This is a genomic window from Pseudomonas sp. TWI923, from assembly GCF_039673365.1.
GTDB lineage: Bacteria > Pseudomonadota > Gammaproteobacteria > Pseudomonadales > Pseudomonadaceae > Aquipseudomonas > Aquipseudomonas sichuanensis.
Window position 1 is genome coordinate 26,966 of the sequence record NZ_JBDJLM010000057.1, and the last position, 7,305, is coordinate 34,270.

Below are 7,305 nucleotides of genomic sequence, written 5' to 3' on the forward strand. Positions count from 1 at the left end.
CTTTGTTGCGTAGCTGAAAGCTGGGGCCGCTTCGCAGCCCTTTCGCGACACAAGGCCGCTCCTACAGAGGGATCAGCACCGGCAAAATTTCCTTCGAAGCGCTTTGAACATCCCCCCGTTTCTGGCCTCCAACGTTTGATGCCTTGCCATCTTTCGCCAGGAGCCCTGCCATGTTCACTCGCTCCCCCGCAGCGCCATGAAGATGCCCTGCCGCGCACCCAATGCCTGCCTGCAACTGGATTACGTCCGCGACACCCTGTTCGGCCCGGTGGCGTCGAGCGTCGAATGCCAGGCACAACTCGCTGCCCTCACCCTGCAAGGCCGCCCCGCACTACGCCTGCATATCTGCCCGCCGCTGCCGGACAAGGTCGAGCGCGCCCACAGCGTGGCGTTTACCTGGGATGGCCGCAGCTACCACGGCGTGGTCCGAGAGCAGGGCAAATGCGGCGACGGTGGCTTGAACCTGCTGCTCGAGCTGCAATAAGGCGATCAACGGCAGCGAACTGAGCTGAACCCGCCGCGATCCCGACGCCTCCATTGAAAGAGGATGCGCGCTACTGCGCTACACCCTGGTTCGTCGCCGGGGTGGTCGGCCTGCTGCCGATGCGCTGGCTGGCGTTACTGGCGCTGCTGGCAGCCAGCGCTTACGCCAGCGTGCTGCTGTATGGCGGTTTGCAGACATTTTTGCGCCTGCGCAAAGAGCAGGCCATGCTGTTCGCGACCTGTGTATGGGGGGTGGGTCTGTTGCTGCTGGTGACCATCCTGGTGGCGATGATCCTGTTCTGGTCCAACGGCCTGATGCCGGAATACGTGCGCCCGGCCAGCCTCGGCTGACCGGGCACCTCGCGCTCAGGCAATGGCCTTGAGCGGCTGCGCCTGCGCGTGGTGGTGCTGTTTGAGCTGCGCCACCAACGCCACCAGGTCACGGCAACTGTTGAGGCTGGCCACCGACACTTCGGTGGTGAAGCACTCTCCCAGGTTGTCGCCCTGGCTCAGGCGGATGGTGAGGTGTTCGCCGTCCGGGCAACTCACCTCGCAGTGATCGGGCAGGCAGCCCTGTTCGATCATCTGCCGCATCTCAAGCATCGAAACGCCTATCAACGACATGGTACGACCCTCTCTATACTGGATGGCCTGTTGTGTGGTTACGCCGTAAACCGGCGCAGTGCCAATTGATATTGCCCATGCCCTGGGGGTGGTCCATTCGCCCGGGCAATGATGACGCGCAAGATCCTCTAGCACCTTAGTGGAAGAACACGCCCCTGCAGCCAGGGTTCGATCATTGACGGCAACTTGGCGACAGATGGCAGGCACATGACCGTTCGTCCCCCGTCACCCGCATCGGGTAAAACTTTTCCGACCTGGCGCGGCTCCCACAATCAGGCATGGACCCGCTTGACCAAAGGAACCCCGATGATCGACGCCAAACTCTATGTGATCGACTACGCACTGCACGGCCAGCACAAGACGTTCATCATCCGCGCCGAGCGAATGGACAACGCCGAAGCCTGGCACTGGGCCAGTTGCGATGCCGGTGTGGGCCGTATCGGTCGCTACGACCGCGAAAAGATCCGCAAAGTCAGTCGGCCCATGGCCGAGCGCTACGGCATCAGCGAAGTCAGCTGGCGCCAATCGGGCCAGTGAGCGCCAACGACGCCCATAGGTGCTGCGCCGCATAAGCGCGCCATGGCCGCCAGGCCAAGGCCCGCTCGGCCAGCAGCACCTGCGGCCCCTCCAGCAGGCGCAGGGCCTTGACCAGCGCCACATCGCCCAACGGCAAGGCATCCCTGGCCCCCACCTGGCGCAGGGCCAGGTAGTGGGCACTCCACGGGCCGATGCCCTTCAAGCTGCATAAACGTGCGAGCACCACGTCCAGGGTTTGCCCAGGCTGCAGCAGGTTCGGCTGCTCAAGCAGCGCCCTGGCCAGGGTGCCGAGGGTGGCCGCCCGGGCCCGTGGCATACCCAGCCCTTCGAGTTCAGCCGCCGCCACCGCCAAGGCCGAGGGGAATACATGGCTCAGCGCAGCCGCCTCCACCTGCAGCAACGCCCCATGCCGCGTCACCAGGCGCCCGGCCAGGGTCATCGCCCCGGCCACGCTAATCTGCTGGCCGAGCACCGTGCGCATGGCCTGTTCGAAAGCATCCCAGCCCTGGGGTACACGCAAACCGGGGCGCGCAGCGAGCAACCGCGCCATGAGCGCGTCGCCGGCCAGCCCGGCGGCAATCTGTGCCGGGCGCGCATCCAGGTCGTATACCCGGCGCAGGCGCGCGATCAACCCCGGCAACAGCGCCGGCGCCACTTCATGCAGGCGCACCTGCAGCCAGGGGCCTGCTACCGGGGTCGCTTCCAGCACGCCGTGCCGGCCGGCATGGACAAAGCTGCGCCGGTACACGCCATCGGCGAAGGTTTCGATACCGGGGATGCAGCGCGCAGCCAGGAAGGCCTGGGTCGAGGGCCAGTGATAGGGCGGCTGGTAGCGCAGCCAGAGCAGGTGCACGCCGCCCGGGCGCAGGGCGCGGCGGACGGCGTGGAGGGAGGAAAGGCGGGTCATGGGAGGTCGATAAGTCCTGACAGGCAGCCTTTGGGGCTGCTGCGCGGCCCAATCGCTGGCAAGCCAGCTCTCACAGGTACAGCGCAGGTCTGGGGATCGGCGTTGTACCTGTGGGAGCTGGCTTGCCAGCGATTGGGCCTTGAGGGCAACACCAGACAGTTACCCCACAAGCCCCTCAGAAACAGCGCTGTGCCTATGGGCGAGCAAGCCGGCGACGAGGCGTTATCATGCGCGCTGCCCGGCGCATTGGCGAGCCCTCGTCAGGATCGAACCTCGATCTCCTCATCCCGCCGATGCGCCCACTGATACAACGCCGGCAACACCAGCAGGGTCAGCGCGGTGGACGACAGGATGCCGCCAATCACCACGGTAGCCAACGGCCGCTGCACCTCGGCGCCGGTGCCAGTGGCCAGGGCCATGGGGATGAACCCCAGCGACGCCACCAATGCGGTCATCAGCACCGGGCGCAGGCGGGTCAGCGCGCCCTCCTCGACCGCCGCACGCAGCCCGCGCCCCTCTTCGCGCAGGTTGCGGATAAAGGCAATCATCACCAGCCCGTTGAGCACTGCCACCCCCGACAGCGCGATGAACCCCACCCCCGCCGAGATCGACAGCGGAATATCCCGCAGCCACAGCGCCAGCACACCGCCAGTCAGGGCAAACGGAATACCGGTGAACACCAGCAGGCCGTCCTTGAGGTTGTTGAACATCATCAGCAGCAGCGCCATCACCAGCAGCAACGACACCGGTACCACCACCCGCAGGCGCTCGGCGGCCGACTGCAGCTGCTCGAACTGGCCGCCCCAGCGGGTCCAGTAGCCCGGCGGGATCTGCACCTCGTCGATCAGCGCCTGCGACGCCTCTTCGACGAACGAGCCGAGGTCACGCCCGCGCACGTTGGCGCTGACCACCACCACCCGCTTGCCGTCCTCGCGGCTGATCTGGTTGGGGCCCAGTTGCAGGTTCAACGTGGCCACCTGGGACAACGGGATGAAACCGATCTGCGTGGCGCCGCTGGCGGCACTGGCGGGCACCGGGATCAACAGGCTGGACAGCCCGTCCACATCGGTGCGCAGGGTTTCGGGCAGTCGCACCACCATGTCGAAGCGGCGGTCGCCCTCGTACAGGGTGCCGGCGCTGCGCCCGCCCACGGCGATGGCGATGGCGTCCTGCACATCACCCACGTTCAAGCCGTAACGTGCGGCCTTGTCACGGTCGATGTCGATGGTCAGCACCGGCAGGCCGGTGGTCTGCTCGACTTTCACTTCCGACGCCCCCGGCACCTGCTGCAGGCCGGCGGCGATCTGCGCGGCGGTGCGGTTGAGCACCTCCATGTCGTCACCGAACACCTTCACCGCGACATCGCTGCGCACCCCGGAGATCAGCTCGTTGAAACGCAGCTGGATCGGCTGCGACAGCTCGTAGTTGCTGCCCGGCACGCTGGCTGCAGCGCGTTGCACATCGGCGATCAGCTCATCCCGCGGTTTGCCCGGGTCTTGCCATTGCTCGCGGGGCTTGAGCATCACGTAGGCATCGGAGATGTTCGGCGGCATAGGGTCGGAGGCGATTTCCGCCGTACCGGTACGGGCGAACACCCGCTCCACTTCCGGCACCCGCTCGATGATGGTCTTTTCCAGGCGCTGCTGCATGTCCACCGACTGCGACAGGCTGGTGCCCGGCACACGCAAGGCCTGCAGGGCGAAGTCGCCCTCGCTGAGGCTGGGGATGAACTCGCTGCCCATGCGGTTGGCCAGCACCCCCGACAGCAGCACCAGGGTGGCGGCGCCGGTAAAGGCCAGGTTGCGCCGGCCCAGCACCCAGTCCAGCACCGGGGCGTAACGGCGGCGCGCGGCGCGCATCACCACGCCCTCCTCTTCCTTCACCTTGCCGGTGACGAACAGGGCGATGGCCGCCGGCACGAAGGTCACCGAGAGGATCATCGCCCCCAGCAGCGCCAGCACCACGGTGAAGGCCATGGGGTGGAACATCTTGCCCTCGACCCCGGTCAGGGCAAAGATCGGCAGGTACACCACCATGATGATCAGCTGCCCGTAGATCAGCGGCCGGCGCGCCTCGCGGGCGGCGGCGAACACTTCATGGAAGCGCTCGGCACGGGTCAGGATGCGGCCATGGCGCTGCTGGGCGTGGGCCAGGCGGCGAATGGCGTTCTCGACGATCACCACCGCGCCGTCGACGATGATGCCGAAGTCCAGGGCGCCGAGACTCATCAGGTTGGCGCTGACCTTGTTGCTGAACATGCCGGTAAAGGTGAACAGCATCGACAACGGGATCACCATGGCGGTGATCAGCGCGGCGCGGATGTTGCCCAGGAACAGGAACAGCACGGCGATCACCAGGATCGCGCCTTCGATCAGGTTCTTCTTAACCGTGGCGATGGCTTTTTCGACCAGGTTGGTGCGGTCGTACACGGTGACCGCCACCACGCCCTTGGGCAGGCTGCGGTTGACCTCTTCCAGCTTGGCGGCCACGGCCTGGGACACTGTGCGGCTGTTCTCGCCGATCAGCATGAACACCGTGCCCAATACCACCTCACGGCCATTCTCGGTGGCCGCGCCCGAGCGCAGCTCCTGGCCCAGGCCCACCTCGGCCACATGGCTGACGCGGATCGGCGTGCCGTCGACACTGGAAATGACGATGTTGGCGATGTCCTCGGCCGAAGCCACCTGGCCCGGCGCGCGGATCAGCAACTGTTCGCCGTTGCGCTCGATGTAGCCGGCGCCGACGTTGGCGTTGTTGCGCTCCAGGGCGCCGATCAGGTCGTTGAGGGTCAGCTTGTAGGCCGCCAGGCGCTTGGGCTCCGGTGCGATCAGGTACTGCTTGGCATGGCCGCCGATGCTGTTCACCTCGGCCACGCCCGGCACGTTGCGCAGCTGCGGCTTGATGATCCAGTCCTGAATCACCCGCAGGTCGGTGGCGGTATAAGGCGTGCCATCGTCCTTCAGCGCGCCGTCCCTGGCCTCCACGGTCCACAAAAAGATCTCGCCCAGGCCGGTGGAGATCGGCCCCATGGCTGCCTCGATGCCTTCGGGCAGCTGCTCGCGAGCCACCTGCAGGCGCTCGTTGACCAGCTGGCGGGCGAAGAAGATATCGGTGCTGTCATCGAAGATCACCGTCACCTGCGACAACCCCGAGCGCGACAGCGAGCGGGTCTGCTTGAGGCCCGGCAGGCCGGCCATGGCGGTTTCGATGGCGAAGGTGATGCGCTGCTCGGTTTCCAGCGGTGAATAACCGGGCGCGGCGGTGTTGATCTGCACCTGGACGTTGGTGATGTCGGGCACCGCGTCGATGGGCAGTTTCTGGTAGCTGTGGATGCCCACTGCGGCCATCAGCACCACGGCAAGCATCACCACCAGGCGTTGCTCGATGGCGAACTTGATCAGGCGTTCGAACATGTCAGGCGTTCCCGGTCAGTGGCTGTGTTCGGCCGAGCCTTTGCCCAGCTCGGACTTGAGGACGAAGCTGCCGGCGGCAGCCACCTGGGTACCGGCGGCGAGCCCCTCGTGGATCTCTACCTGACCGCCATCGCGGCGGCCTGGTTTTACCGGGCGTGCCTCGAAGCCTTCCGCGGTGCGGGCGAACACCACGGTCTGCTCTTCCCAGGTTTGCAGGGCCGCTTCGGGCACCACCACGGCCGCGTCGAAACGCTCGACGGTGACGGCGATGTTGACGAACAGCCCCGGGCGCCAGGCGCCATTGGGGTTGGCCAGGGTGGCGCGGACGGTGGCGGCGCGGTTCTGCTCGCCCAACAGGCTGCCGACGTAGTTGACCTTGCCTTGCACCTGCGCGCCGAGGTCCGGTGCGCTGACGGTCACGCCACGACCGCTGATCACCTTGTCCAGGTCGCGCGGGGCCACGGCGAAGGTGGCCCAGACCCGGCTCAGGTCAGACAGGGTGAAGGCGTTGCTGGTCTCGTCCACCACCTCGCCCACGGTCAGGTGTTTCTCCACCACCACCGCATCGAACGGCGCGCGCAGCTCATAGCGGTTGCCCTTGCCGGCCGGCGCCACGGCGGCGACCTTCTGCCCGGCGTTGGCGGCGGCGATTTCGGCCTCCTGCAGGGCCTGGCGGGCCTGCAGGTAGTCCTGCTCGGCGCTGATGCGCTCCTGCCACAGCTGCTTTTCGCGCTCGAAGGTCAGGCGTGCCAGTTCCAGACGGCGCTGGGCCGCCTGCTGCTCGCTGCGCAGTTCGGAGATCTGCTGGCTGGCGATCACCGCCAGCACCTGGCCGCGCTTGACCGCCTGACCGAGGTCGGCGTGCACCGACTCGACCACGCCGGGCACCCGGGGCACGACGTGGGCGGTGCGGTCTTCGTCGAAACGGATCTCGCCGGGGAAGCTGATGGCGGTGCCCAGGGTTTGCGGGCCAGCGGTGACCAGCTGCACGCCTGCGGCCTGGATCTGTTCGGCGGTGAGGTGCAGTTGGCCCTCCTCTTCGGCGTGGTCTTCACCTTCGGACGCAGCATGGCCGTGGCCATCGTCCTTTTCTTCGGCATGGCCGTGGTCTTCTTCGCCATGGTCATCGTGCTGGGCCTGGGCACTGGAGGCCTGGCCGAGGGTGCCGGTCCAGGCCAGGCCGCCGAGGCCGAGGGCGGCCAGGGCAGCGGCGAGGATCGCGAGTTTGCGGGGGTTGGTCATGGAGGCTCCTGCTGGGGGAAATCGTCAGTTGCAATTCGGGCCCCATCGCGGGGCAAGCCCGCTCCCACGCTACTGTCTTGCGTGGGAGCGTGCTTGCCC

At 66.8% G+C, this 7,305-nt stretch carries 6 protein-coding genes and 1 pseudogene; 3 read left to right on the forward strand and 4 right to left on the reverse strand.

Features of this window, described 5'->3' with window-relative positions; genetic code table 11:
* Positions 1-196 precede the first annotated feature (196 nt).
* Positions 197-484 carry a hypothetical protein gene (locus tag ABE459_RS19230; RefSeq protein WP_110995931.1) on the forward strand — a complete coding sequence of 96 codons (288 nt, stop codon included), beginning with the start codon at positions 197-199 and terminating at the stop codon, positions 482-484.
* A gap of 71 nt (positions 485-555) precedes the next feature.
* A pseudogene (locus ABE459_RS19235) lies at positions 556-834 on the forward strand (YIP1 family protein); the annotation flags it as partial.
* 15 nt (positions 835-849) lie between these two features.
* On the opposite strand, the gene ABE459_RS19240 reads toward ABE459_RS19235, so the two are convergent.
* On the reverse strand, positions 850-1,107 hold the full coding sequence (locus tag ABE459_RS19240) for a DUF1652 domain-containing protein (RefSeq protein ID WP_125858397.1): 258 nt from the start codon (positions 1,105-1,107) through the stop codon (positions 850-852).
* Between the two features lie 306 nt (positions 1,108-1,413).
* Between ABE459_RS19240 and ABE459_RS19245 the strand changes: the two genes are divergently transcribed.
* Complete coding sequence (locus tag ABE459_RS19245) at positions 1,414-1,644, forward strand: DUF6555 family protein (RefSeq protein WP_110995934.1); 231 nt, start codon at positions 1,414-1,416, stop codon at positions 1,642-1,644.
* On the opposite strand, the gene ABE459_RS19250 is transcribed toward ABE459_RS19245, so the two are convergent.
* The 3 genes from ABE459_RS19250 to ABE459_RS19260 form a co-directional block, all read right to left on the reverse strand.
* Positions 1,619-2,551 (reverse strand): AlkA N-terminal domain-containing protein, encoded by a 933-nt coding sequence (locus tag ABE459_RS19250; protein WP_323832009.1) that lies wholly within the window; start codon positions 2,549-2,551, stop codon positions 1,619-1,621. The two genes, ABE459_RS19245 and ABE459_RS19250, sit on opposite strands and share 26 nt — an antisense overlap.
* Positions 2,552-2,811: 260 nt before the next feature.
* Positions 2,812-5,964, reverse strand: coding sequence for a CusA/CzcA family heavy metal efflux RND transporter (locus tag ABE459_RS19255; protein WP_323832007.1), 3,153 nt, complete (start codon positions 5,962-5,964; stop codon positions 2,812-2,814).
* Positions 5,965-5,979: 15 nt separating this feature from the next.
* Positions 5,980-7,206 carry an efflux RND transporter periplasmic adaptor subunit gene (locus ABE459_RS19260; protein WP_323832005.1) on the reverse strand — a complete coding sequence of 409 codons (1,227 nt, stop codon included), beginning with the start codon at positions 7,204-7,206 and terminating at the stop codon, positions 5,980-5,982.
* Positions 7,207-7,305: the final 99 nt, after the last annotated feature.